We start from the raw sequence: 23,794 nt of genomic DNA on the forward strand, positions 1-23,794 counted from the left end.
TGAGTGTCTTATGCTCTAGCGGCGAAGTGGACACGCCTCAAAGAATAAGGATTGCTTGAAGCAGTCAAACTTCTTTGGAAGCCTCCACTTCAAATTTTCGCTAGAAAATTAAGTGGGGGTAGTTCACCCGGTTTTCTGAAGAGGATGAGGTCATCACTGGCATTGTGATTATGGACTACAAGAAGCGGGATATTGAGCGTATAAAGAAGTTGATACCGGTGAATATTAATTTTCATATGATTAACGAACAAATCCATTAGTTTTGGTCGATTTTGCCTCTGCTATGGGCTCAACGATGTCGTCCTTCGCTATTTCAATGCCGCTGGGGCGCACGAGTCGGGGGGAATTGGCGAAGACCTCACATTTCGCACCCTCTCGACAAAGAAGCAGGTGTCAACCGCTCTGTCGCAGGGCGGTTGTTTTCAAGCAAATCTCCCACCTTTTCGCGGTTGCGCAGGTGGGAGAAGGGTCAAATGTATTTGATCATGGCTGTTTCATCGCAACAGTCCAGCTTGGGGCAATTGACACAGTCAATCCACACTTTTTCAGGCAACGTTGCTTTTTCGGCGATTTCAAATCCGCATTTTCGAAAAAACTCAACTTGGTAAGTGAAGGAGATTAACCGCTTCACCCCGAGTCTTGCCGCTTCGTTCGCAATATGGTCGACGAGCATGCGGCCGATTCCTTTCCCCATATGGTCAGGCGATACGACTAACGAACGGACTTCCCCAAGATCGTGCCCTAGGATATGCAACCCAGCGACTCCAACGATTTGGTTGTCTTCCCTTGCCACATACATGCATTGCAAGTGCTGGTAGATGGATAACAACGAACGGGGCAAAACCAAGCCTTTTTCCGCATAGTGTTGAATTAATGCGTGCATTTCCTTTACATCGCTGGTGACTGCGTGGTCGATTTGCATCGGGTTCCCTCACTATCGTATGATTATAGATTTTCTTTTTATAAATATACGATATTTTGTGTTTATATTCAATCGCGAATTTGCTGAGGCTGCCCGGTGCCGCATTTCTTTGCAAGCGAACCCTAGGTGAATGGTTGCGCTTTTTGGTTCAGGCGGGTATGCAGTTTCCACTCTCTTTTTCGCTGCCCCCCTCTTTTTGGCTGTCTTCCACCTCCCCTTTTGATCGCGTTGTCCGCTTTTTTTGCCCTTCTTCTAGAACGTGTCATTGCTGTTTGTCCGGTTGAAGTGTCGAACAGCTGTTTCGTCAAGCATCCAACGCTCATTTTCCTTCATGGAATGCCCGTATCCGTCCCAACGCTTGGCGAGCGCCATGCCGTTTCCATTGTCATAGGTTTTGATGAATTCGTGGAATAAAAAGGGTTTTTTGAGGGTATATAGAATTAGTTATAAATGGCATGAATTTCTTTTCACTTTTCATGGCCGATTGCGCTGCGGTGCACTGGAAAAGGCCGACGTTTGGGGTGAAATGAACAGAAAGTCTTCAGCGGGAAGGAAGGGCATAAGGTTGATGATGGGGGAAGCAATATCAGCTGGAAATGATTTTGCATGGGCGAGGCAATCCCGTTAACTGGACGCAGAAGCAAGTCAATGTTTACCTGAAAAACGCCGCTGGCAAGAGGGGATGCCCACGATAAACGACTGTAACGAAACGGGTAATGAGTACATACCCGAACCCATCAATCAAGGCCAAAGGTCCGAGACAGATGCGGTCGTCTTATGACTGGACATGTTTCTTCAGCGCACGGCGGTGTGTATCAACGGATAAAGGGAGGAGAAAGACGTGAAGGAAGAAATAGTGCCGGTAAAAATCCATCATACATTGGCAGAGGGAAAAGACTACTATGAAGCGATACGTGGAAACTGGCTGATAAACGAACGGAGATTCCCGTATATCCAGTATGTAGTAGGGATCAATCATGGAAAAATCGTTTGTGCTTTTCGTCCTGAAAAATGGGAAACTATCGAGGAAAAAGGGCAGAAAAAAAGGCGGTTTGAGGGCGTAGAGGCTCCCGTAGAAGTTCTGCAGAAGTTGCGACGGAAGGAAAGTGAAATAGCGAGGAGATTCAAGGGACAGAATCCCGTCAGGTATCTTTCTTTGGACGAACTGGAGAAAATGTAAACCGCACTTCAACAGCGGGCATCTTTGTTTATGGCTGAATATTTTTGCATGGTTGATCCTAGGCATAACGGCGGTGTGGCGAAATAAGATGTACATCGTGAGGGGGATTTTGGTTAACAGGGGACAGAGTCGGACGCCAAGGTGATGCATAAGGAACGAAAGCGCTAGGGACGGTGGGATTTGGCTGACGGGCATACAGACTAGTGGAATTAGGCCGGGGTGAGGAGAGGGCACAACACGGTGCGGAGATGGAAGGCAGCGCTGGCCTGTCGAGGAGGGAAGTCAGCTGCCAGGAACATGCCTCAGAGCGACACCGCGCGGGAAGATGGGGGGAAGGCTCGATGGAACAAGGGGAACAGATGCCATGGCTGCTAGACAGCAGACACGTCGAGATGGAATGTTTGAAAGAGATTGTGAAAAGCCTTAGCTACACAAAAGAGAAGTTGTTGGAGATCATCATCAACCCCGGAAATTACGACGAAGAGACGGTCCAAAGAGCGTGGGATCATTTGAACATGATCGACGAAGGACTATTGGCGAGGAAAGACGGGCTTCTTTCGGCGGAAATCCATCGTTCGCTCATAGAGATTAAAAAGAAGTTGAAAAAGATGAAGCGGCAGTGTGATAAACGGGAACGGCCACTGTCGCAAGACCGTGGCGACGGGGAATGAAGATGTCATCTCACTTGGCGCTTCTTTTTGAAAAGCTTGGTGGAGCGAATGGTTAGAAAGGAGGGGGCGCGTCTACATAACCGTTGTCATCTTGCTCGATGGTGGCGAAGGGGAGTGATTGTTCTGAGAGGATGTAGAATACATAACTTAGGAAAAAAGACTTGGTTCTATAATCCTATTTATGGACAACATGTCTGTGAACGAGCAAGGATTGGGATTTAGACTGAATCGTTTATCCTGAGTCGCTATTCTTAAAAATATTTATGGAAGGGGAAGGATTAATAGGAAAAGTGTAGAAATGAAAAATAAATATTAGCGGAAGATGGGGGTGGGAAAGGAGAGTGGCGGATGGTCGGAGATGTGGCACATGGTGTGGCACAACGGGAACATAGACGTGAACTTGACCGGGGAACAGGGCGGCGGCTATGAGCGGACGAGTCCGGACGGGAATCTGGAGAACAACTTCACGTCGGCCTGAAGACCTTTGGGGAGTGCGGTGCGTAACCGCGATGGATCGCAATCGATAGTTTTGACGATTGAGGCCGTTCACACATAGGGAAGGGGGGAGTCTGCAGGGTGTTGGATCGAATCAAAGGCGGACTGTTTGGGGTGGCGATCGGGGATGCGCTTGGGGCGACGACGGAGTTTATGAGCGCTGATGACGTCCGCCGTAAGTATGGAAAGGTGACGGACATCATTGGCGGCGGTTTCCTTGACTTGAAGCCCGGGGAAGTAACGGACGATACGGCGATGACGATCGCGGTAGCGCGGGGGATCATTCGCGATCCGACATGCCCGATTCATGACATTGGCGAGGAGTTTTTGCGGTGGTACGAGACCGACCCGCCCGATGTCGGCATCATCATCCGCACGGTGTTGAGGCGGTATCAGGGCGACTGGTTTGCGGCCGCGGTGCAGGCTTGCGAGGAGTTAGGGGGAAGATGTGCAGGCAATGGATCGCTGATGCGCTGTTTGCCGATCGCATTGGCGTATGCGGACCAAGAGAAGATGGAAGAAATAACGGCTTTGCATTCCCGCATGACGCATGCGGACGAACGGGCGACGGAGGCGTGCCTGATTTACAACCGCATCGCCTTTCGGGTGCTTCAAGGGGAGCCGCTCGCCAAGGCGATTCGGAAAGAAGTGGAGCACACCCGCTATGAGCCGCTGCTTATGGTGACGCCTGCCTATCCTCCTGACGGGTATGTCGTCCATACGATGGGGTGGGTGTTGCATTGGCTGCTTCGTTGTGAATCGTTTGAAGATGTCGTCATTTCGGCCGCGAATATGGGTGGGGACAGCGATACGATCGCAGCCATTGCGGGAGGGCTGAAAGGGCTTGAAGTCGGATACAGCCAGCTGCCGAAGCGGTTTGTGGAAACGATCGGTTGCGCTGATGAACTGGAAAAACTGGCGGTGCAACTGGCCGATGTGCGAAGTTCGTTTGGATCGGAAGCTGTGCAGGGGTAGGGGGACGGAAAAAGGCACTTGTTATCGTTGGGGAGAGGGCATGAAAAGAGCCGCGCGGTTGCGGCTCTTTTGTGCTGCCTATTTGTCCATTTCCTTTGCAAGGTCGGCGACTTCGGCGACGGTCAGGCCGGTTCGTTTGGCGATCTCGTGAATGGGAAGAACATCAAGCAAATTTTTGGCGATTTCGATGGCCTTCCGTTTTTCCGTTTGCTTGATCGCCTGCTCCTTTTCTTGCATGACTCTTTGCACTGCTTGTTCTTTTTCTTGTATCGCTCTTTGCACTGCTTGTTCTTTTTCTTGTATCGCTCTTTGCACTGCTTGTTCTTTTTCCTGCATCACTTTCTTCAACATTTCTTCTCTTTCTTGTTCAAGTTCTTCGACTAACAGGCGAAACACTTTGTTCATTTTGATCCACTCCTTTACTTTTTCGGCGTATGACCGGTCGATGAATTTGTCTGTGGCGGTCAGGACGCCGGCGATGATGTGCAGCTGTTTCGGTTCGTCGTCGATCGTTTTCGCCAGTTCGATCGTTTTTTCGATCATCGTTTGCCGGTCGAAGCGGGTGTGCATGAGCGGAACGAGGATGAGTTTCATCGTTTCTTCCGGAGTGAGCGGTTCGCCGTTGTGGACTTTTTCTTCAATGGCATGGAAAATGGCATCGCCGTTGAATTCGCCAAGCAGCACTGCTTTGGATGAAAGAAGCACGTCGCCGGCGTCAAGCTGTTCGCGGGCGCTCGTGACATCGCTTGTGTAGATCACAACGATGCGAATCGGGCGGATTCGTTTGTCCTGTTGATAGTATGTGTGAAGGATGCGGCAGGCATAATCGAGATACTTCAAATGATTGTCGAGAAACCGTTCGTTGCTTTCGTACTCCAGAAGCAAAATGGAATCGTCTTCGAGAAGAAACACGGTGTCGGCGCGCCGTTCGTCCGCCCGTACAGACGGAAATTCGGTTGGCAGCACTGCTTTGATCCGCGGGAGTCCGTGAAGTCCGTACACATCGAGGGCTTGGTTTTGGTACAATGCGCTGAGTGATTTGAACAAAATGTCTTTGGCGTGATGCGAGATCCCGCCCGGCATCGTCTCCACTCCATTCGCTTTTTATCTCAATTATACTACTTGCCCGACCGATTGTCAGCTGCCATCGTGAGCGGGAACACGGTGTTCGTTCGGTGGGAGCGCATGGCATCTCCTTGAAACAGAAAACAGGTTGCGACCCGGAACAGATGAATGAATGGCGCTGTTTTGCCCTCACGGCCGAATAAACACTTCCGTTCCGTTCGGAACGATGGAGGCGAGCTCGAGCACGTCTTTGTTGTGCATGCGGATGCAGCCTCTCGATACGTATTGGCCGATCGAAGACGGGTCGTTTGTGCCGTGGATGCCGTAATGGAGTTTGGATAAGCTTAACCACATCGCGCCGAACGGCCCGCCTGGGTTCGGCTGGCGGTTGACGATGACAAAGTCGCCGACGGGGGTGGCGGTGACCATTTTCCCGACGCCGACGGGATACGTGCGGATCGTCCGCCCTTGGTGTTTTAACGTCAGCTGGCGGCGGCTGATCGAAATGTGGATCGTGTACGGAATCGATCCTTTCGGCGGAAGGTGGGGGATGACGATCCCTTGGCCAGGGAAGATGACGGACGCGGCGGTCAACCCATTGGCGCGAAGGAGCGCCTCAACAGATGTGCGGTAGTCGCGGGCGATGGAAGCGATCGTTTCCCCACGTTTGACGATATGTGCGTACATGGCAGTTCGCTCCTTTTTTCGCTGGATGGAGAAACCAGCTCCGATTGATGATACATTAGTGTATGAGAAGATTCGGATGAGGTTGCTGCATAGGAAGAGAGTCTCATGTGCATGGCATGGGAATACGGTGCGGCTGCCAGGCGCATGAACGCGCTGTGCGTTAGTCTATACTTGACAGGGAGCGCTGCCTAACGGTGTTTCTTGTCAAAACGTGTAGGGGAAAAGGAGGATGGCGCGAATGAGAACGTTTGTCCTAAAACCAGAGGAAGGACAGGAGGTTGATGATGAGCTGTATGCCGAGCTTTCCCCTGTCCCGCTTGAGATCATGGACGGTGATCTCTCTTTTACGAAAGAGGAGCGGGAAAACTTGCTTAAGCTGTTGATATACAATGTCGGCATGAATCGGACGCTTGAGATCATCGAGGAATGGAAGGAGCGGTGAAAGCGGCGCCCGGTCGATATCGGGGCCGCGTCGATGTTGGGGTTACGGGCGGTAAGGGAACAAAATGCTCTTTTCCCCTTTTTCTGTGGCGACGAAGACGTCTTGGTGGATCTCGAACACGCCAAAGACGCTATGGAATGTCTGAATGACGCGGACGCGATACACGTCGTGAAGCGGTTTGTTCTCATCAGACATCGACCATGACGACAGGTTTTCCACCTCATCGATGCGGTAGTCAAACGTCTCGACGCCGAAGTCTTGCATAAAGACGTGGGCACGGCGCTGGATGTAGACGTCTTTTGGGAATTTCTTTTTCATGAGCGGGTGAAACAGCTCCCAAGAGCTGCCAAAATCCCCTGCCTGCTCGTAGCGGTAAAACGTGTCAACGATTTCCTTTGCCTCGTTCCGTTCGTTCGAAAGAAACAGGGTCAAAATCGCCACCAACACGGCGGCGGTGAGAACCGCCACCCCAGTCTTGGCTCGGATCGTTTTTTGGCGGTAGCGTGGGAACATGGGGTCTTCTCTCCTCTCTGTTATACCATATGCACGATGGGCGGCGGATATGGGCAGGGAAAGGGCGGAAGCGCCGTGGCATGTGTCACAGGATAGACATTACGGCCGCATTTTTTAGTCAAAAAGTTCATCAGAGTGTAGTAAAATGGATGGCAGAAGTTGTTGGAAATGATGCACTAGCGTGAGAAACGGTGGTTTGTCCTATTTGGAGGCGGGTGAAAAGGCGGAGCGTTTAGGGCTCCGTTTTTCCTTTGCCGTTCCGCTGAAAACAGAGATGCAGGAGAGGTAGAGAGCGATGCGGAAATCATTTATTTATGCGCTGTTGGTCGCCATTATGGTTGCTTGGGGCTTGAACGTGACGGCGTTGAAAATTCTTGTGGAGCATTTTTCGCCCGTCGCGTTGACAGCGCTGCGCATTCTAACGGCCGGGTTGGTCGTGCTTTTGTTTTTATGGGGGATCGGCAAGCTGGAACGAGTCAGTTGGAAGGAGGCGAAACAGATTGGCGTGGCCGCCTTGTTCAGCGTCGTGGCCCATCACTTCTTTTTAGCGTTGGGAATTGCGAGGACGACAGCGGTGAATGCGGGTCTTGTGCTAGGGCTTGTGCCGCTTGTGACGGCGCTGTTGGCGATCGTGTTTTTAGGCCAGCGGCCGACGTTGTTTCGGCTGCTTGGCATCGCGCTCGGGTTTTTTGGCGTCGTGTTTGTTGTGGCGAGCGGCGACGGGGGCCTTGGCCATTTGTCCATTGGGGATGTGTACATCTTTTTGGCCGTCTTGGCGCAAGGGATCAGCTTCATTATGATCAAAAAGGCGACGGTCGAGGCGCGGGTGATGACAGGGTGGATGCTCGTCTTCGGGTCGCTTTGGCTGTTTGTCTTAAGCCTCGTGCTCGAGCCGAGCGGCCTATCGAGTTTGAAAGAGGGTACGTTGCCGCTTTGGCTCATTTTCCTTGCTTCGGCGGTCGTCGCGACGGCGCTTGGCCATATGTTTTACAATCAGGCCGTGCAGCACCTCGGGCCCGCGGAGTCGGCGGTGTTCATCAATCTCAATCCATTTTTTTCGCTTCTTGGGGCGCATTGGCTGCTGGGCGAGCCGATTTCGCCGATGCAGCTGGCTGGTTTTCTTTTCATCGTCGTGGGCGTGTTGTTCGGCAGCGGGGGGATGGATGATGTGGTCGCCCGTTTCCGCCGGGCGAAAGTGGCGGCTGGGGGAAGGAAGGCGGGGATGTAGCCGCCTTGGCATCCCCTGCTTTTCGGCCTTGCGTGCAAGTGGCGGAACATTTATAGTTCCAGGAATAAGGGATTCACATTGCGGTTGGCGTCTTGGCTGTCTCTTCTTGAAAAGGGACGGCCATTTTTGTGCCATCGGCAGGATTTTGCTTGATGATGTCGAAAAAGAGAATACGAAACGTATTCGTGTGAGGTGAATGTATGGCGATCGATCACGACCGGTTGTTCAAGGAGTTGTTGCAGACGTTTTTTGAGGAATTTGTGCTTCTCTTCTTTCCGGATATGCACGAGCATATTGATTTCAACCATTTGTCGTTTTTGTCCGAAGAGCTGTTTACGGACGTAACGGCTGGGGAGAAGTACCGCGTTGACCTGCTCGTCGAGACGAAGTTCAAAGGAAAAGACGGATTGATCATTGTTCACGTAGAAAACCAAGCGTACGTTCAATCGTCATTTCCAGAAAGAATGTTTCTTTACTTCAGCCGCTTGTTTGAAAAATACCGCACTCCGATCATTCCGATTGCCGTCTTCAGCTATGATGCCATCCGAGATGAACCCTCTTCGTTCACGCTCTCCTTTCCGTTTGGCGATGTGCTTGACTTTCGCTTTTTCCATGTGGAGTTGCGCAAGCAAAACTGGCGCCAATTCATCCGCACCGACAACCCGGTGGCGGCTGCGCTGCTTAGCAAAATGGGGTATACTGAAAGTGAACGAGTGGAACTGAAAAAGCAATTTTTGCGCATGTTGGTGCGTCTCGAGCTAGACGAGGCAAGACAGCGTCTGTTGATGGGCTTTTTTGAAACGTATGTGAAGCTGTCCGATGAAGAAGAACAACAGCTTCGAAGCGAGGTGGAACAAATGGAGACGAAAGAAAAAGAACGCGTGCTGGAATTGATCATCTCATATGAGCAAAAGGGAAAAATTCGAGGTCGGGAGGAAGGACGCAAAGAGGGAGCAGAACAAGAAAAACGGCACATCGCGCGACGAATGTTGCGGAAAGGGTTTGAGGTGCAAACGATTCACGAACTGACCGGATTGTCTGTGGCGGAGATTGAGGAAATGAAACAAAGCGGCTTCAAGTGAATGGAAATCAAACAGGCGGGGCGAAAGGCCAGCCCCGCCCTAGCGCGTTGGTTTTGTTGCTGTGGATTCCCGTTTGATCAGTTTCGAAATTGTTGACCCATTTTCGAAATACGAAAGGCAGGGGTGACGATGCACCTTTACCGCTATGAAGAAAACCCGCTCATTACGCCGAACGATGTGCCGCCGTATCACGACGGGTTTGAAGTGATCGGGGCGTTTAACGCCGGGGTGGCGATGTTCCAAGGGGAGGTGTTGCTGCTGCTTCGGGTGGCGGAGCGCCCCGTGTCGGATGACCCGAATATCGTGAAAGCGCCGGTATGGAATCCAGAGACGGGGAAGGTCGAGGTTTACGAATTTCGCCAAGACGATCCGCGCTACGATTTTTCCGATCCGCGGGTGATTAAAGAGGCGGGGACGGAGCGATTCGCTTACTTGACGTCGCTTTCGTATTTGCGCCTCGCCCGCAGTCGGGACGGGCGGCGGTTTGTGATCGATGACCGTCCGTTTGTCTATCCGTCGAATGAGCTCGAGACGTTTGGCATTGAAGACCCGCGCATTACGTACATTGACGGCACGTATTACATTTATTTCAGCGCCGTGTCGCCAAAAGGAGTCGGCGAGGCGATGGTGTCGACGAACGACTTCCAGACGGTGACGCATCACGGCATGATTTTCGCGCCGGAAAACAAAGATGTGCTCATTTTTCCGGAGAAGATCAATGGGAAGTATTACGCCCTTCACCGCCCGGTGCCAAGAAGCAACGGCCGCCCTGAGGTGTGGATTGCCGAGTCAGAGAATCTGCTTCATTGGGGGAATCATCGCTTTTTGTTCGGCCTACGCGAAGGGAAGTGGGACAGCGCCCGCATCGGCGGCGGAGCGGTGCCGATCAAAACGGAGCACGGCTGGCTTGAGTTGTACCACGGGGCGTCGGATGACCACCGCTATTGCATGGGGGCGGTGCTGCTCGATTTGAACGACCCATCCAAAGTTATCGCCCGCTCGGAGCAGCCGCTTGTCGAGCCGGAAGCGGATTATGAGGTGAACGGCTTTTTCGGCCGTGTCGTGTTTTCATGCGGGGCGATTGTCGATGGCGATATCGTAAAAATGTATTATGGCGCCGCGGATACGTCGATGGCGTGCGTCGAGCTGAAGCTTAGCGAGATTTTGGCTTCGCTTGGTAAGGGATGAAAAAGAAAACCCACACATTGGAGCATGGACAGAAACGCCTAAACAGATTAGGCGTTTCTTTTTTTGTGGGGCTGATCGTGACAATGGTGTATTGCTCTCTCTTTCTGTTTAAAAAGAATCGAAACAAATTTCTTTTCGGCTAAGAAGATTTGATATAATGGAAAACAACATTGATTGATCGTACGTATAAATACTGAGCAGGATCAGTGTGAGGAAGCCGTTCCTGCGCTGGCCGAGGCAATGGTGGGTGAATGGCCACGTGGCAATCAAACGTTCATTATGGTTGAAGCTGTCAACGATTCAATTGATCATTCTGTTTTATTTGGCGGCCGTCGCGGTGTCGACGGTGCTGTTATGGCTGCCGATTGTGCATCAGCCGGGAGTGGAGCTTCACTGGATTGATGCGCTGTTTACGGCGGCGAGCGCCATTAGTGTGACCGGGTTGACGGTTGTGTCGATTCCGGAGACGTTTAATACGTTTGGGATTGTTTTGTTGATTGTGATGATGCAGGTGGGCGGCGTAGGGTTAATGATGCTTAGTACGTTCATTTGGCTGTTAGTTGGCAAAAAAATCGGGTTTCGTGAGCGGCAGCTGATCATGACCGATCAAAACCGTCTTGCGCTCTCAGGGCTCGTGAAGCTCACGCGGGACATCTTTTTCTTGATTCTGGCCATTGAAGCGGTCGGTGCGCTGTTCCTTTGTTTTGCGGCGGTTCTTGCGCTTTCCGTCTCGGAATCGTCGCTTCCTGTCGTTATGCTTTTGTTTGAAGTATGTTCAGCGTTTGGGACGACCGGGCTGTCGCTCGGCATTACCTCTGAGCTCAGCCCGTTTGGCAAGCTGGTGTTGGTGATCGTCATGTTCATCGGCCGGGTCGGCATCATTTCGTTTTTATGGCTCGTCCGCGGCCGAGCGGTGAAAGATAGCTACCATTACCCGAAAGAACGAGTCATTATCGGCTAGAAGAGGGGGACGGAATCATGAAAAAAGTGCGCAAAGCGATCATTCCGGCAGCGGGCCTTGGGACGCGGTTTTTGCCGGCGACAAAGGCCATGCCGAAGGAGATGCTTCCGATTGTCGATAAGCCGACGATTCAATATATTGTTGAAGAGGCGATGGCATCAGGCATTGAGGACATCATCATCGTCACCGGGAAAGGGAAGCGGGCGATTGAAGACCATTTTGACTACGCGTTTGAGCTCGAGCAGCTGCTGAAGCAAAAAGGAAAATTGGACTTGCTTGAGAAAGTAAAAGAGCCATCAAAAGTGGACATCCACTACATTCGCCAAAAAGAGCCGAAAGGGCTGGGGCATGCCGTTTGGTGCGCGCGCAATTTCATCGGAGACGAGCCGTTTGCGGTGTTGTTGGGCGATGATATCGTCCAAGCGGAAAAACCTTGTTTAAAACAGCTCATTGAGCAGTATGAACAAACGTTCAGCTCGGTGATCGGCGTCAAGCGCGTGCCGGAGGAAGAGACGCACCGTTACGGGATCATCGACCCGCTCGAGCAGAAGGGACGGCGCTACCAAGTGCGCCGCTTTGTCGAAAAACCCGCTCCGGGCACAGCGCCGTCGAACCTCGCGATCGTCGGGCGGTACGTGTTGACGCCGGAAATTTTCTTGTTTTTGGAGAAGCAGGAGGTCGGCGCAGGTGGGGAGATTCAGCTCACCGATGCGATCGGGCGGCTGAATGAAATTCAGCGTGTCTTTGCCTACGAGTTTGAAGGAAAACGGTACGATGTCGGGGAGAAGCTTGGCTTTATCGAAACGACGATTGAGTTTGCCTTGCAAAACGAGGAGCTGCGCGATGACTTGCTTTCGTTTTTGGAGCAGATTGTGGCGAAGGAGAAGCGGTGAGGACAAGCGGCGAAATGGGGGTGCATGCCAAACGCGGCTTGCCAAAAATAGGCGCGCGATCTGCATGAATGGCGAACCGTTTGGTGGCGGGATGTTGGTGATCATCTAGGCTGGACCGCAACATCTGCTTGTACGGTGAACCGTGTGCTCTGACGCATGGCGGCCTTACAAGTCGGAGCAGCACGGAAAAAACGATTGCCCGGCATGTGTTCGTTCTGTGAAATTTTTGTCGAAATGTTCGTGTTGTTCCGTGAAAATGGGACGGTTACAATGAAATTAGAACAAATGTTCTTTGTTGGATTCGTTTCCATATAAAAGGGGAGGGCAGGTGAACTCGGTATGATTCAAGCGTTTGAGGTTGAACATTTCGAAAACATTTGGTGCATTCAATTGGACGAGCTAAAGAGCATCAATTTGTTTAGTGGGAAAAACAATGTTTGGAAAACGACGATTTCAAGTTCTGGGTGTATTTTTTCTCAAGATCATTAACACGCGGGGTGATCATATAGACTGAAAATGGCCGCAAGAGGAGGGTAGGTATGGCTCGCATTCGCATTGAGCATTTTGGGCCAGTGGGGCTGTTTGATGAGGAGATTACCGATGTAACGATTTTGATTGGTCCTCAAGCGAGCGGAAAAAGTACGATTAGCAAACTGATTTTTTTCTTCCGCTCTATTCCGGATGAATGGGTAAATTATTTGCTTTCGTCCCGACAAACGGATGAGCACAGCCCGTTTTTTGAGTTCAATAAATATCTTAGGAGAAAATTTGTCGGCTACTTTGGAACGACAAAACATATGAGACCGTTCCACATTCGTTATGAATATAGTGACGGAAAATTTGTGAGTCTTGACTTAAAAGATGGTTATGTGCAAATCCACTTTAGCGATTCCTTGAAAAAGGGGATTTTAGAGACGTTCAAGCACGTTATTCAGTTGAAAAAAGAGACGCAATATCAAGAGCGGCTGTTGACTGATTTTTGGAATGTCTCATCTTGGAAAGCGCGGCAACAAAGTGTTGTAGAAACAATTAAAACGTCTATTGATGAAGTATTTGGCGATTCGAAAACATCGATCTTCATTCCGGCAGGCAGAAGTTTAGTCGCGACGTTGTCCGATCAGCTGCAAGATATTAACCCACGGCAACTCGATGTCTTGACAGAACAGTTTATCGAACGAATTAACTTGCTAAAGAAGGCGTTTTCGCAATCGTTTGAGGAAATTGTCGAGGATCGGAAAAAATTTTCGACAGAGAAAATTGACTTTGAGGCGATTCGGTTTGCCATTGATATTATTGAGCGGGTGATGAAAGGAAAGTACATGTTCTCTGACCAGGGAGAAAAAATCTTTTTTAATGAAAGAGAGTATACAAAGCTAAAATTTTCATCCTCAGGGCAACAAGAAGTAGTGTGGATTTTGTTGCTTATATTCACGGTTATTTTGGAACGGCGACGAGTGTTTATGGTGATTGAGGAGCCTGAGGCTCACTTGTACCCGAGCGCGCAAAAAGAAATGGTCGCCTTGTTTGCATTATTGCTAAATGCGACGGATAATACGCTAGTGATTACGACTCATAGCCCATATATTTTATCCGCTTTCAATATTTATTTGTACGCGGCTAAGATTGGAGAAAAGCTAGATCGACGCGCCGAGCCGATTGTGGACCGAAAGCTGCGCCTTTCTCCGGAGCGGTTAAAGGCCTACATGCTAGAGAGCGAGGGAGGGAGATTCCGCTACCGAAGCATTATCGATGATGAATTACGGTTAATCCAGGCCGAAGCGATCGATGAAGCATCGTCTGCCATCAACCGTGTTCTGGATGAGCTTATGGAGGCGGAGGAAGAGGGGGAATAAACATGGCGGTTGTAGGTTGGGAAAGTTGTTTACACTATTGCGACCGTCGAAAATTAGCGGTTGTTAAGGAAAAAGGGAGAGAGATTCGTTTTGTCAACAAAGGGGAAAAGAGGGTGGCTTTATACCGTGTAGACGGTTGTTTGATTCAAGAGGGGGTAAAATGCGACTTTTTATTTTTGGTGATCGAAGGGGAGCAGGCATTTTTCATCGAATTAAAAGGGTCTGATCTCGTGGAAGCGGTGCGGCAAATCATGCGGACAGTTGAACAATTAGGCAAGAAGTTGTCTGGATACCGGTTTGAAGGACGAATTATCATGACGCGAGTGAGAACACCTAATGTAAAATCGACCGATAGGATCAAGCTGGAAAAAATGTTGAGGAGAACGGGCGGTTCGTTAGCGGTGAAAGTGAACTGGGACGAGGTAGAGGTGTAAAGGAAAGTAGGGAAACGGACCTGTGTTCCAAACAAAGCAAATTGATATTCCAGTGGAACGGGATGACGGCATCCGCATTCTCGCCGACCGCCTTTGGCCGCGGTGTCAAAGGTCGAAGCGTGCCGTGACCGCTGGTGAAAGAGACTGCCTTCCAGCAATGGTTTGGCCATCGGCCGGAGCGGTTTGCCGAGTTTACGAGAACGTATGAACAGGAGGACTGATACGACGAAGCAAGTGCTCGTTACGGAGCTGCTTTCGCTTTCCGGAACGGCGATGTTGCTTTATGCCGCCAAAGACGAGCAGCATCACCATGCCGTTGTTCTTAGGGAGTTTTTGCGCAACATCGCTAAGGAGGGGTTCGGATGATTCGCGCCATGGTCGGCGATCTGACCAAAGTGGAAGGAGTCGAGTACATTTGCAATGCCGCCAACGGCATCGGGCCGATGGGCGGCGGCGTGGCAGCGGCGATCCGTCGGGCGGGGGGACGTGTGATCGAGGAGGAAGCGATCCGCGTCTGTCAAGCGCAAGACCCTAAGCCCGGCGATTTGTACGTGACAGGAGCAGGCTCGCTGCCGTTTCGCGGGGTCCTTCACTTAGTGACGATGAAGCAGCCTGCAGGGGCGACGTCGTATGACATCGTTCGGGCGTGTCTCGAGCGGCTCGTCGCGCACTGTCGGGAGAACGGAATCAAGAAGGTGGCGTTGCCAGCGCTAGGGACAGGCGTCGGAAGGCTTGACAAAGAAAACGTGGCGCAGTTGTTTGTCGAGGTGTTGGGTCCGGTCGAGGATGTGGAGTTTGTGGTGGTGGATATTGATCAAGCATTCATCCGTTTTGTCCAACAGCGCCAATAAAGGGAGAAAAGGGGCCTTGACTTCGTCTTGGCCCTGCTTTTTTGGCAATGAATAACGTGTTTCCTTCTTTCTCATATCATATTATAATAAGAACACACGAATGAATGAGTTTCATTGACTTTCTCATCCGGCCGACAGGAGGTGGCATCATCGTTGATGTCCGAATGACGAAGCCGGTGTGAAAAGGAAGTGACGGTTTCCTGTTCGAACCGCGATCAGGAAAAACAGCCAAAAATGCCAATGTGGGCGTTTTGGGCACCATCCGGAGGGATGAATCATGTTATTCTCATTGCCAACATTAAAGACATGTCAAGTGTTAGTAGACGAATTTCGTTCGGCCCCACAGCCGTTTGAGCCGGAAAAGCTTCGCTTTGCGGGTGTCGGGGACCGGGACGTTTATAATATTTCCGCACCGTTTGTGGATGAAGGAGAATGGGTGATCGCTGGGCGCGTCGAGGCGCGCGACAGCGAGCAATCGGAAGTGTACTTTTTCGTCGAGCGCGACGGCGTCTGGGTTCCTCGTGACGGGGCGCCGGTGTTCGCCTTGCAGGATCCGTTTGTGGCGCGCATTCACGGTCAGTTGGTGTTCGGCGGCGTGGAGACGTTTCCGCATCCGGTGTTTGACGGCGAGCTGAGCTGGCGGACGGTCTTTTACCGCGGCCGCAATATCTGCAGTTTGAAAAAGTTCGCCGAAGGGCCGGACGGAATGAAAGACATCCGCCTTGTCGAGCTGAAAGATGGCTCGATCGGCGTGTTCACCCGGCCGCAAGGGGAAAAAGGCGGACGCGGGAAAATCGGGTTCACCCGCATTTTCTCGCTCGATGAGTTGACGCCGGACGTGATTGACGCCGCGCCGATTTTGGACGCCCAATTTACGGATGAAGAATGGGGCGGCGTGAATGAGGCGCATTTGTTGGCGAACGGGCTTGTGGGGGCGCTTGGCCATATCGCTTGCTTTGACGAGCACGGCAACCGCCATTACTACCCGATGGTGTTCGTGTTGAACCCGGAGACGATGGAGCGTTCAGAGCTGGAATTGCTTGCGCTTCGCTCCCACTTTTTGGATGGTCCGGCGAAACGGCCGGATTTGGCGAACGTTGTCTTTAGCGGCGGACTCATCCGCAAAGGCGACGGCACGGCTGAGCTGTACGCCGGCGTCGGCGACGCCGAGGCGCAAAAAATTTCGCTCATCGACCCGTTTGCGAAATACGAAGCGCAAGAGCTTGATCGGATGTATGCTTCCGTTTAGGGAAAAGGACCGGCGCCGTCCCACCTTCTTTTGATGAGAGGGGGGCGGCCGGCCTTTTTTCGTTTTGGCCGGTAATGGGCGATGGTTCCCGATTTGACGGTCATTTGCGGTGAGAAAGAGTTGGATGGAACGAAGTACATTGAGGTTCCGCCGCTGATTGTCGAGATTTTAAGTCCGTGGAACCAGGCGCATGATCTTGTCGCAACGTTCAATTTGTACATGGCGTGCGGCGTTCACGAATGCGGGATTGTCAATCCGATGAAGCCAGCTGTGACGGGATACCGGCTCAATGAGGAACGGCTATATGAGCAGGCGGATGTTCAAGTGAAAACGGGAACGGTTCGCTCCGTTCATGTTCCCGGGCTTGAAATCGACATGACGGAATGGTTTCGTTGACAAGAGGACGTTAAAAGCGGACAGCGTGGGACGAATCCCACGCTGTTTTCATGAAAAGGCACGCGTCTTGACGGGGCATGTTCATGCCCGGGCGGGAGGGCAAAACGTCGCCCACGGAATTTTTTCATGAAAATGCGCGTGCCTAAACTCATCATTTTCATGCCGGGGAAGGACAAAAACGTGCTCATGGAGCTTTTTGTTTGTCCAATGGAGTCGGGGCGGCGCTCATCAGCCGCGTGGTGTCCCTTTCCCGTTGCGTTTGCCGTTTTTCGTGCTCGTTCAGCTTTTCTTCCATCCGCTTCAGCAGCTTTTCCCACGGGTTTTCCGCCGTTTTTTTCTTGCGCTTTCGTTTTTCTTCCGCCATGCTCAAGCGCCTCCTTTCGCTGCAGCCGATAAGGCGAGCAAGTCGCGCAGTTCGTCATCGGACAGTTCGGTGATCCATGCCTCGCCTTCGGTGATGATGTCGGCGAGCGCTTGTTTTTGTTCGAGCATCTCGTCGATTTTTTCTTCGATTGTCCCGACGGTGATCAATTTATGGACGTGGACGAATTTCGTCTGTCCGATGCGGTAGGCGCGGTCGGTCGCCTGGTTTTCCACCGCCGGGTTCCACCAACGGTCGAAATGGATGACGTGGTTGGCCGCTGTTAAGTTGAGCCCGGTGCCGCCTGCTTTGAGCGACAAAAGGAAAATCGGCGCTTTTCGTGCTTGAAACTCCTCGACCATTCGATCGCGCGTTTGTTTCGGGACGCCTCCGTGCAAAAACAACACCCGCTCATCAAACAGGTCGGAAAGCAGCTGTTGGATCATCTCGCCCATTCGCACGTATTGCGTGAAGATGAGGCACGATTCGTCGTTGGCGCGAATTTGCTCGATCAGTTCGATGAGCTTTTCGAGCTTGTGCGACCGTTCAACGAGCTGGCGGGGGCGGCGTTCTTTCAAATACAGCGCCGGATGGTCGCAAATTTGCTTCACACCGTTTAGCATTTGCAAAATCAAGCCGCGCCGCGCAAACGGACTGGCATTTTTGGCGCGCTCAAGCGTATCGTTGACGAGCTGCTCGTACAGCGCTGCTTGCTCGGCCGTGAGCGGGCAATACTCTTTTTGTTCAAGCTTATCCGGCAAGTTGAGCGCAACCGCTTCATCCGTTTTCGTCCGCCGCAAGAGAAATGGGCGGATAAGCGCCTGCAGCGCCGCTTTTTTGCGGGCATCTCCTTCTTTTTCAATCGGCCCGGCAAAGCGCCGCTCAAACTCCGCACGGCTGCCGAGATAGCCAGGGTTGAGGAAGTGGAAGATGCTCCAAAGTTCGCCGAGACGGTTTTCAACCGGCGTGCCGGATAAGGCGATTTTATGTTTTCCGCTCAAGCGGCGGATGGCGCGCGCTTGTTTTGTTTGCGCGTTTTTAATGTTTTGCGCTTCATCAAGGCAAATCGCATGCCAATGAATCTGTTTTAAATCGTCTTGGTCCAAATGAGCAAGGTTGTAAGACGTAATGACGAGATCGGCCTCGCCTGCCGTTTGCACGAACGCATCGTGTTTCGCCCGGTTCGGTCCATGGTGCACGTAGACGCGCAAGTCTGGGGTGAAGCGGGCGCATTCCTTTTGCCAGTTGCCGATCACGCTGGTCGGACAAATGAGCAACGCCGGCGTGTCTGGGCGCTCGGTTTCTTTGACGTGCGCCAAATAAGCAAGCAGCTGCACCGTTTTGCCTAGCCCCATGTCATCGGCCAAGCAGGCGCCAAAGCCGAATCGGCGCAAAAAGACGAGCCAGTCGACGCCGCGCTGCTGGTACGGGCGGAGCGTGCCGCGAAACGACGGCGGCACATTCGCTTTCGGCAATCCATCCAGCTGCTGGAGCTGGCGGATGAACGCGCGGAACTGATCATGGACGTCAATGTGGATCGGGATCGATTCGTCCGTTGCCTCTTCGCGCTCCTCTGCTTCCGAAAGCAGTGTTTGCGCCACGATATCGTGGATCGGCACGCCTTCTTTTTTCGCCTTTTCCATGAGCGCCTGGGCGCGGCGGACAAGGGCGGGGTCAAGGATGAGCCATTGGCCGCGCAGGCGAATGAGGCGCCGCTTTTGTTCCGCCAAAGCGGCAAACTCCTCTTCCGTCAGCTCAATCCCGTTGGTCGCGACGCGCCAATCGAAATCAGCAAGCCGCTCAAGGCCGAACAGTGATTCGGCGTTGACGGAAGGCGACAGTTTCGCTTTGATCGACAGCTGCGCCTGGCGGATGTCGTGCCACCAGTCGGGAAGCAAGAGGCGTACGCCCGCTTCGGTAAGCTTTAAGCTGTCTTCGGACAAAAAACGCCACGCTTCTTCATTAGACAGTTCCGTCCGCAGACCCTCCCCGGCGTCAAGCCACGGCACGATCGCGCAAATGCGGCGAATGGCGCGCTGGATCGATGATTCATATGGGCGCCAGGCGCGCGGAATATCACGGGCAGAGGCGATGACGCTGTCGTCGATGGCGATGAACACCGTTTCCAGCGTCCATGCGTCGCCGTCCTCAGGCGGCTCGACAAGGCGAAGCCCGACCGTAAACGGCGGCCGGTCGCCGAGCCAGCCGATTTGTTCCAGCCAATCGTCTTCCGTTCCGATCCATTGGCCGCTGGGGGAGGCGATTAATGGATAAGCGCGAACGATGTCGCCCCAAATGCCGCGCAGCTCTGGGTCGCGCGACAGCCAGTCGGCGATTGCCAGCGACCGCCATGCCGCAACAAGCGGGTGCGGATCGTCTTTGAGCCCGCGCCAACGCGTCCGCTCAGCTTCGGCCCATTCAGACGGCTGCCCTTGTTTCCACGCCGAGAAATCGGGACGGAAGCAGCGTGTGCGCACATCGTCGATGATTTGCTTCGCCCATGTTTCAAGCTGGGCGGTGAACTCATCTCCCCATTTGATGGAAAGAAAACGGTTGGACGGGCGCCAGGCGAAAAACGTGAGCGCCTGCCACGGGGACAGCCGCACCGCGTCGCGTCCGTGGACGGTCGCGACATCAAGCAAGGTGCCGTAAAAGGTTTCTTCATGCCAGGCGAACACAAGCGGCGCCCAGCTCGAAACACGGTCCGGGCCGCTGAGCCAGAAGCATCGTCCTTCTTCGCTCCATTCACATGAAAGGGTGATCGTCTGCAACGCTTGTTCCATCATAGAAGCAATTTTCCTTTCTCCACTTCTTCATGAAACGCGCGCATGCGCGCTGTTTTGGCTAACAGCTGTTCAAGATACATCTGCCAGTCGTTCATTCGTTTCAACGATCGGTAGCACGCACGCAATTTTTTTAAATATTGCACGGCGACGCGATAGCTTGCGCGGTTTTTCGCCTCGACAAAACGCATGACCGCTCGGTGATACAATGGCAAGACGAGCGCCGGGTTTTGTTTTTGCAGCATGGCGAGAAATGTTGGATCAATGTCATGGGCGGTGGCGTCCACCCATAAGTATAAGTCGACTACATCATGGTAGCGCCTTTGATCGAGCAGCCAATGAACGTAGCGGTTCGCGCTGTATGGGAAGCATGCGGCCAACAGCTTCTCATAGTCGTCCCATTTGTTGTGTTGGCGAGCGTATGATTCGTACAGCCGACCGATTTCGTTGACAAACGGCGACCGCTCCATCTCTGGAAGAGCGGATATGTAGAAGGCAAGCTCTTGCTTTCCTTTCGCCCAAAATGATGCGAAACGTTCCGGCGAATGCGAGGATGCGAACCGCTCCATCCAATCGATAAAAAACGGAGCCGCTTCCTTGGGATGTTGGCGGTAGATGGCGAGCGCTTCGTCATCTTCGCCGAGTAAAAAGGCGAGATGGGCGGCAGCTAGCAACAGAGTGGTTGACTGTTTTTCCGTTGCCAGGCGGATCAGCGTTTCTTTCTCTTGCCGGCGCTGCGCTTCTTTCGTGAACAGCAGCTCCCAAGCGGTTGTGTATAGGCTGTAGACGAGTGAAGGGGACGCCTTTCCCCACCGCAGCAACAACTCCCGTACATACGGGATCGTCTGTTCGATGTGCGTTTCAACAGACGGGGGCAGCAGTTCGGACGGAAACCGTTCCAACGTTTCGAACCATTCGTCGGCGATATAATCGACGTCTTGTTGCCACGAAAACTGCTCGTATGATCCGAACAACAGCCCACGGTCCCAACCGCGTTCGCGTCCGTATTCGAACAAATGGTCAAGCAAAAACAAGGCCGCATGAAAGCGATGCAACAAACGGACAGCGCTGTGTTTCGGGCTGTTTTTGACGAGTCGCGGAAACAGTTGATGGGACAAGCGGTACGGCCAATCATTGTGGCGGCGGTGGCGGGCGCTCCACTCGTCCAATAGGTCGGCGAACTGCTTCCGCCATTGGGCGACCGATTCCGCTGTGTTTGGTTCAGACGGTGTTTGGACCGATGCCGCTTTCCGGTTCGGTTTTTTCTTTCCTTGTTTCCATTGCCGCAACAACTCGCCGTTGTCAAATACATTTCCGTACACGTAAAAGAACAGCGCCAGTACGTGCGGGCAAAGATCTTCCGCCCCGCATGTGCAGCTGTGGAGGGAGATGTCCGACAAATCAAGCGTCACGTCATGAATGGCGGTGTCGATGACTTTTCCTTCGATAAAATCGCTGTCTATGACCGTGACGTTATACACCAACCCTTGCCGTGACAATTCCCGCCCTTTTTGGATGACATGTTGGAAGAGAGAAAACGGCCATTCCCGCTGCAAGTCGGCAGCGGCTTTTTGCAACAGAGGTTTGGAGATTGCGGTCTGCAACATATCAGTCCGTCCTTTCCGTCCATTGTGCATCATGGGTTCCCGAAGAAAGCCCCCGTTTTCCGTTCATTCTTTATATCTACATTATTATAGCATGGCGGATTGTACTGTTGCTATGTTTGTTTGGCGTGGGATTTATTCCTAATTTTCTCTCTGTTATGATACAATGAACATAACGGCAAGGCCGAATCGAAGGAAAGTGGGTGACGATATGACGGTGTCGCGGAATGCCCTTTGTCCGTGCGGCAGCGGCAAAAAGTACAAGCATTGTTGTGGAAAAAAAGAGGCGGTTTCGATTTCGTCATTGATTGACCGCGAGTTGATCGAATGCATGAATGATATGCGTCAGTTTGTTTTGCAGCGGTATGAGAGGGAGGCGGAAGAGCTTTTAGACCAGTTCCCGCTTGATGAGATGCCGGAGGAACTCGAGCTTGGCGTGCAGATCATGGCGGTGAACTGGATGTTGTTTTGTTGGCCGGTTGATGAAACAGGACAAACGATCTTTTCTGCTTACCGGAAAAGCCGTCATTGGGAGCGGTGGCGCCCGTCCGTTCAGGCGCACATCGAGAGGTGGGAAGGAGCCGTTCCGTCGCTTGGCGAGTTCATCGGCTATGAGGACGACAATCGCCCCGTTGTCCGGGATTTGTTGACGGGAGGGGAAAAGATCGTTCATTTATTGGCTTCCCATCAATGGCCGAGCGTGATCGAAACAGGAGATGTGGTGTTCGGCTTCCTTGTGCCGTACCAAGACGTGTTCACGTGTTTCACAGCGGTGTTTCCGCTCCCGGCGTCAGGGAAAGATCGATTGCTTCGGGCGATTCAACAAGAAGGGGAGTGGAGCGGTCAGCCATCGGCTTTATGGATGCGCGATCGGTTCGTCGCTGTGCTTTCCGATGTGCTCTTGGAGTGGCTTTGGCAGTTCGCCAAACAGTTCAAATGGGATGATCCGAAACAAGCGGCCGTCATTCGCGAGCTCGATGAAAACGAGCCGGAGGCGCCAGCGGCGCTGCTCAATCAAGCGTTCGCCATATGGGCGATCTATTGCGGAAAAACATCCCGCCTCCCTTATTCGGTTCCCGTCTACGCGGCGGCGCTCCGCTATGTGGCTGGGCATTTGATGAAGGCGGAAGGATCGGAGGTGGAAGACATCGCCGATCGGTATGACGTGATGCCAGAAGATGTGCGATCGGCGGCGTTGGATTTTTTCCTGATGGCTGTTGATGATGAAGACGACGAGCAATGGCTCGATGACTGGGAGGAAGACTGGTTCGAAGAGGAAGGGGATGAGCTTGATGCGCGCATCAATGAATGGATCGATGACATCGATCTGATGTTGATGCGTGAAGGATGGGACGAGAAGCGAGTCAACCGTCATATTGACCGCGCCATCCGTTCGTGGAGGAATGAGGGCCTGCTTGAGGAAGTGAATGAAAAAGAATTGCGTAAAGAACTCCGCGATGTAGCGTGGGAGATCTTCACCGATCGGGGATTCATCTAGAAGCTGGCAGAAAAACGGGCGCTGCGCGCAAGTCAGCGGCATTTCGTCAGAAAGGAAAGCCGGTTCCACAAGGGCTCTCTCATTCAAACATCATTGGGCTCAACCCAAGCCCTCTATAAGTAGAAACAGGGAATGGAATGCGTTCCATTCGTGAAACTCCAAAAAAAGCGGCGGGGAACGATCGGTTTTGACCGAATCCATAATGGATTGGGAAAAATGGCTTTGTGCGCGATTCCGACCGTTTTTAACATAAATCAGCCAGAAGTCCCCCACCTCTACAGGTGGGGGATGAATGGCGTTCGGTTTTTCTGTTTTTCTCTTTCTTCTTTGGATGGCATAGAATACAATAAACATAGGAGGTGAAACCATGTATCGAACGCTGAAAACCCGTTTTCGGGCAAAGAAAGAAGTTATCCAAAAACTATTTGAATGCAATCGTATCTCCGCAGAAGTTTGGAACGAA

24 protein-coding genes are annotated in these 23,794 nt (G+C 52.3%); 17 read left to right on the plus strand and 7 right to left on the minus strand.

Annotated elements, in window-relative coordinates; genetic code table 11:
- Positions 1 to 469: 469 nt before the first annotated feature.
- Entirely contained in the window at positions 470 to 922 is a 453-nt protein-coding gene (locus ETC02_RS13615) for an N-acetyltransferase (protein ID WP_020755202.1), read from the minus strand.
- 841 nt (positions 923 to 1,763) lie between these two features.
- On the opposite strand from ETC02_RS13615, the gene ETC02_RS13620 reads away from it, so the two are divergent.
- The 3 genes from ETC02_RS13620 (at position 1,764) to ETC02_RS13630 (ending at position 4,243) form a co-directional block, all read left to right on the plus strand.
- The gene (locus ETC02_RS13620) at positions 1,764 to 2,102 is read left to right on the plus strand and encodes a hypothetical protein (RefSeq protein ID WP_050367923.1); all 339 of its coding nucleotides are present in this window, start codon (positions 1,764 to 1,766) and stop codon (positions 2,100 to 2,102) included.
- A gap of 341 nt (positions 2,103 to 2,443) precedes the next feature.
- Positions 2,444 to 2,773 (plus strand): hypothetical protein, encoded by a 330-nt coding sequence (locus tag ETC02_RS13625; protein ID WP_033005712.1) that lies wholly within the window; start codon positions 2,444 to 2,446, stop codon positions 2,771 to 2,773.
- Positions 2,774 to 3,349: 576 nt separating this feature from the next.
- Positions 3,350 to 4,243 carry an ADP-ribosylglycohydrolase family protein gene (locus ETC02_RS13630; protein ID WP_050367922.1) on the plus strand — a complete coding sequence of 298 codons (894 nt, stop codon included), beginning with the start codon at positions 3,350 to 3,352 and terminating at the stop codon, positions 4,241 to 4,243.
- 78 nt (positions 4,244 to 4,321) lie between these two features.
- Here the strand turns inward: ETC02_RS13630 and ETC02_RS13635 are convergent, their stop codons facing one another.
- Both ETC02_RS13635 and ETC02_RS13640 read right to left on the minus strand, forming a co-directional pair.
- Positions 4,322 to 5,326 (minus strand): RpnC/YadD family protein, encoded by a 1,005-nt coding sequence (locus tag ETC02_RS13635; RefSeq protein ID WP_050367921.1) that lies wholly within the window; start codon positions 5,324 to 5,326, stop codon positions 4,322 to 4,324.
- A 171-nt stretch (positions 5,327 to 5,497) separates the two neighbouring features.
- Complete coding sequence (locus tag ETC02_RS13640) at positions 5,498 to 5,995, minus strand: L,D-transpeptidase family protein (protein ID WP_063211594.1); 498 nt, start codon at positions 5,993 to 5,995, stop codon at positions 5,498 to 5,500.
- A 238-nt stretch (positions 5,996 to 6,233) separates the two neighbouring features.
- Here ETC02_RS13640 and ETC02_RS13645 point away from each other — a divergent pair, with 238 nt between their 5' ends.
- Positions 6,234 to 6,437, plus strand: a complete 204-nt coding sequence (locus tag ETC02_RS13645; RefSeq protein ID WP_063211592.1) for a hypothetical protein — start codon at positions 6,234 to 6,236, stop codon at positions 6,435 to 6,437.
- Positions 6,438 to 6,479: 42 nt separating this feature from the next.
- Here ETC02_RS13645 and ETC02_RS13650 read toward each other — a convergent pair whose 3' ends face one another.
- Positions 6,480 to 6,950, minus strand: a complete 471-nt coding sequence (locus ETC02_RS13650; RefSeq protein WP_063211591.1) for a hypothetical protein — start codon at positions 6,948 to 6,950, stop codon at positions 6,480 to 6,482.
- Between the two features lie 295 nt (positions 6,951 to 7,245).
- Here ETC02_RS13650 and ETC02_RS13655 point away from each other — a divergent pair, with 295 nt between their 5' ends.
- The 12 genes from ETC02_RS13655 (at position 7,246) to ETC02_RS13705 (ending at position 17,085) form a co-directional block, all read left to right on the plus strand.
- Positions 7,246 to 8,178 carry a DMT family transporter gene (locus ETC02_RS13655; protein ID WP_063211589.1) on the plus strand — a complete coding sequence of 311 codons (933 nt, stop codon included), beginning with the start codon at positions 7,246 to 7,248 and terminating at the stop codon, positions 8,176 to 8,178.
- Between the two features lie 200 nt (positions 8,179 to 8,378).
- A complete protein-coding gene (locus ETC02_RS13660; RefSeq protein WP_063211587.1) occupies positions 8,379 to 9,260 on the plus strand; it encodes an Rpn family recombination-promoting nuclease/putative transposase in 882 nt (293 codons plus the stop codon).
- Positions 9,261 to 9,389: 129 nt separating this feature from the next.
- Positions 9,390 to 10,448, plus strand: coding sequence for a BtaManbiosPhlase (locus ETC02_RS13665; protein ID WP_171698351.1), 1,059 nt, complete (start codon positions 9,390 to 9,392; stop codon positions 10,446 to 10,448).
- 265 nt (positions 10,449 to 10,713) lie between these two features.
- On the plus strand, positions 10,714 to 11,409 hold the full coding sequence (locus ETC02_RS13670) for a potassium transporter TrkG (protein WP_371810211.1): 696 nt from the start codon (positions 10,714 to 10,716) through the stop codon (positions 11,407 to 11,409).
- A gap of 17 nt (positions 11,410 to 11,426) precedes the next feature.
- Positions 11,427 to 12,302 (plus strand): UTP--glucose-1-phosphate uridylyltransferase GalU, encoded by an 876-nt coding sequence (gene galU / locus ETC02_RS13675; RefSeq protein WP_063211583.1) that lies wholly within the window; start codon positions 11,427 to 11,429, stop codon positions 12,300 to 12,302.
- 539 nt (positions 12,303 to 12,841) lie between these two features.
- On the plus strand, positions 12,842 to 14,155 hold the full coding sequence (locus ETC02_RS13680; protein ID WP_063211581.1) for an AAA family ATPase: 1,314 nt from the start codon (positions 12,842 to 12,844) through the stop codon (positions 14,153 to 14,155).
- 2 nt (positions 14,156 to 14,157) lie between these two features.
- Positions 14,158 to 14,589 (plus strand): hypothetical protein, encoded by a 432-nt coding sequence (locus ETC02_RS13685; RefSeq protein WP_033026530.1) that lies wholly within the window; start codon positions 14,158 to 14,160, stop codon positions 14,587 to 14,589.
- A gap of 52 nt (positions 14,590 to 14,641) precedes the next feature.
- Positions 14,642 to 14,797 carry a hypothetical protein gene (locus ETC02_RS18410; protein ID WP_371810212.1) on the plus strand — a complete coding sequence of 52 codons (156 nt, stop codon included), beginning with the start codon at positions 14,642 to 14,644 and terminating at the stop codon, positions 14,795 to 14,797.
- Positions 14,794 to 14,955: a DUF488 family protein gene (locus ETC02_RS18415; RefSeq protein ID WP_371810210.1), complete on the plus strand. Its 162-nt coding sequence runs from the start codon at positions 14,794 to 14,796 to the stop codon at positions 14,953 to 14,955. Before ETC02_RS18410 ends, ETC02_RS18415 begins: the two co-directional genes overlap by 4 nt.
- Positions 14,952 to 15,440, plus strand: a complete 489-nt coding sequence (locus ETC02_RS13695) for a macro domain-containing protein (protein ID WP_020755180.1) — start codon at positions 14,952 to 14,954, stop codon at positions 15,438 to 15,440. The genes ETC02_RS18415 and ETC02_RS13695 overlap by 4 nt, the downstream gene beginning before the upstream one ends.
- A gap of 277 nt (positions 15,441 to 15,717) precedes the next feature.
- Complete coding sequence (locus ETC02_RS13700; RefSeq protein ID WP_050367914.1) at positions 15,718 to 16,689, plus strand: MTP-1 family protein; 972 nt, start codon at positions 15,718 to 15,720, stop codon at positions 16,687 to 16,689.
- An 81-nt stretch (positions 16,690 to 16,770) separates the two neighbouring features.
- Positions 16,771 to 17,085, plus strand: coding sequence for a Uma2 family endonuclease (locus ETC02_RS13705; RefSeq protein WP_033013720.1), 315 nt, complete (start codon positions 16,771 to 16,773; stop codon positions 17,083 to 17,085).
- Positions 17,086 to 17,269: 184 nt separating this feature from the next.
- On the opposite strand, the gene ETC02_RS13710 is transcribed toward ETC02_RS13705, so the two are convergent.
- From ETC02_RS13710 to ETC02_RS13720, 3 genes are read right to left on the minus strand one after another with little or no spacing between them, the layout of a single operon-like run.
- Positions 17,270 to 17,449: a hypothetical protein gene (locus ETC02_RS13710; RefSeq protein ID WP_033013721.1), complete on the minus strand. Its 180-nt coding sequence runs from the start codon at positions 17,447 to 17,449 to the stop codon at positions 17,270 to 17,272.
- A gap of 2 nt (positions 17,450 to 17,451) precedes the next feature.
- On the minus strand, positions 17,452 to 20,232 hold the full coding sequence (locus ETC02_RS13715; RefSeq protein WP_063211579.1) for a DEAD/DEAH box helicase: 2,781 nt from the start codon (positions 20,230 to 20,232) through the stop codon (positions 17,452 to 17,454).
- Entirely contained in the window at positions 20,229 to 21,836 is a 1,608-nt protein-coding gene (locus ETC02_RS13720) for an SWIM zinc finger family protein (RefSeq protein WP_050367913.1), read from the minus strand. The genes ETC02_RS13715 and ETC02_RS13720 overlap by 4 nt, the downstream gene beginning before the upstream one ends.
- 208 nt (positions 21,837 to 22,044) lie before the next feature.
- Here ETC02_RS13720 and ETC02_RS13725 point away from each other — a divergent pair, with 208 nt between their 5' ends.
- A complete protein-coding gene (locus tag ETC02_RS13725; protein ID WP_050367912.1) occupies positions 22,045 to 23,331 on the plus strand; it encodes an SEC-C domain-containing protein in 1,287 nt (428 codons plus the stop codon).
- The last annotated feature ends 463 nt before the right edge of the window (positions 23,332 to 23,794 follow it).

The sequence above is a fragment of the Geobacillus sp. DSP4a genome (assembly GCF_013096875.1).
GTDB classification, from domain to species: domain Bacteria; phylum Bacillota; class Bacilli; order Bacillales; family Anoxybacillaceae; genus Geobacillus; species Geobacillus thermophilus.